This is a genomic window from Pseudomonas sp. SWRI154 (genome assembly GCF_014268645.1).
Lineage (GTDB): Bacteria > Pseudomonadota > Gammaproteobacteria > Pseudomonadales > Pseudomonadaceae > Aquipseudomonas > Aquipseudomonas marvdashtae.
Window position 1 is genome coordinate 1 of sequence record NZ_JABWQW010000081.1, and the last position, 557, is coordinate 557.

Here is a 557-nt window from a genome sequence, read left to right on the forward strand (position 1 = left end):
ACCTACACCGTCACGCGCAGTAGCGGAACGAAGCCGCCGTCCACTGCCTTAACGGTGGCAGTGCAGGCGATGCCCGCCGAGGCGCTGATGCCGAGCAAACCGCGCATCCTCCAGGCTGCGGATAGCGGCAACGGTGGTGAACTGGATATGTCCAGTGTGTCGGGCGATGTCACGGTACGCATTGATAGCTGGCCGCATATAGCACACGGCCAGCGCGTATGGTTCCGGTTGGAAGGCAGGAACGCCGATGATTCAACTTACGACAAGCAGCTAGCGAGAGGTACTGGTGATTGGGTGAGCTGGGAATGGTATAACCGAGGGTTCAAAGAGTTCATCATTCCCTACAGCGAGCTGCAGCGTCTAAGCGACGGCAGCCAATTGATGTTGGAACTCAAGGCCTCCTTCAACCAGAGCCTCGATGAAGATCAGGCCACTCCCTTCCCATTGCGCATCTACAGTATCCGCGCGGCATTTAACGGAGTCGCCCCTAGCGTCAAGCAAGCTCCCGGCAATGTACTTAATCCGATGGCGGCCGAGGATGCGCTGACCGTGGTGAT

The 557-nt window shown here is 58.2% G+C and carries 1 pseudogene; it reads left to right on the top strand.

The features are described 5' to 3' along the window. A pseudogene (locus HU806_RS26240) lies at nt 1-557 on the top strand (hypothetical protein); the annotation flags it as partial.